The 724-nt window shown below is 68.4% G+C and carries 1 protein-coding gene; it reads left to right on the top strand.

Features of this window, described 5'->3' with window-relative positions:
* Nucleotides 1–709: 4'-phosphopantetheinyl transferase superfamily protein (locus E6U81_RS39550; RefSeq protein WP_136234809.1), on the top strand; the 709-nt coding region annotated here is incomplete at its 5' end.
* Nucleotides 710–724: the final 15 nt, after the last annotated feature.

The raw sequence follows: 724 nt of genomic DNA, 5'->3' as shown, positions 1-724 counted from the left end.
CCTCAAACGCGTGATCGAGTACATCAACCACCTCGGGGCCACCCCGCCCGTCCCCGGACCCGCACCCACCCCCACCACACCCGTCGTCTGGGCCCTCAACACCACCATCGACACCATCGGCGGCCACCCCGTCACCGAAGCCCACACCATCCTCGACGCCGACGAAAACGAACGCGCCACCCACTTCCGCACCCCCGGCCTCACCCACCGCTACACCACCTCCCACCTCGCCCTACGCACCATCCTCGCCCTCTACCTCAACCAACCCGCCCACACCATCCGACTCACCCGCGAAAACTGCCCCTGCTGCGGACAACCCCACGGCCGACCCAACCTCCCCGGAAACCCCCTCCACTTCTCCCTCTCCCACAGCGGCGACCACGCCTACATCGCCCTCGCCACCACCCCCGTCGGCATCGACATCGAAGAACACCCCACCCCCCAAACCGTCAACGACATCCTCCACCTCCTCCACCCCACCGAAACCGAAGAACTCACCACCCTCCCCACCCACCAACAACCCACCGCACTCGCCCGCTGCTGGGCCCGCAAAGAAGCCTGCCTCAAAGCCACCGGCACCGGACTCGCCAACGGCCTCACCCACCCCTACGTCAGCACCCACCCCACCCCACCCACCATCCCCGGCCACCACCTCACCGACCTCCCCGCACCACCCCACCACCAAGCCGCCCTCGCCACCCTCACCTGACACCACCCCCACACC

Source organism: Streptomyces sp. A0592, assembly GCF_004795115.1.
GTDB classification, from domain to species: domain Bacteria; phylum Actinomycetota; class Actinomycetes; order Streptomycetales; family Streptomycetaceae; genus Streptomyces; species Streptomyces erythrochromogenes.
The sequence above is the reverse complement of the archived record's forward strand: the minus strand, read 5'-3'. Positions and strand labels throughout refer to the sequence as shown.